This is a genomic window from Bowmanella dokdonensis (genome assembly GCF_017254865.1).
In the GTDB taxonomy this organism is placed as follows: Bacteria; Pseudomonadota; Gammaproteobacteria; order Enterobacterales; family Alteromonadaceae; genus Bowmanella; species Bowmanella dokdonensis.
The window spans coordinates 1-329 of record NZ_JAFKCV010000237.1; the positions used below are offsets into that span (position 1 = coordinate 1).

Sequence of the window (329 nt, forward strand, 5' to 3'; positions counted from 1 at the left end):
ATGAAACTGGCGCTATTTTGCCCAGCTCACCGGCCACCTTGTTGATCCTCACCAGCTCGGACGGAGACTCTACGTTGAAGCACTTAATGCCCTGATTGAGGGCATAAGCAATTTCTTGCTCGGTTTTACCCACACCGGAAAACACCACTTTGCCGGGGTCGCCGCCCGCTTCCAGCACACGGGTTAATTCGCCACCAGAGACAATGTCAAATCCCGACCCCAAACGTGCCAGCAGATTAAGAATACCGATATTAGAATTGGCTTTTACCGCATAACAAATCAGATGCGGATGGTCACCCACCGCGGTATCAAAGGCATGCCAATGTCTT

1 protein-coding gene is annotated in these 329 nt (G+C 51.4%); it reads right to left on the reverse strand.

The genetic code is table 11. The features are described 5' to 3' along the window. On the reverse strand, window positions 1-329 hold a 329-nt coding region (locus tag J0A66_RS22380; RefSeq protein ID WP_439098890.1), incomplete at both ends, for a diaminopimelate decarboxylase family protein.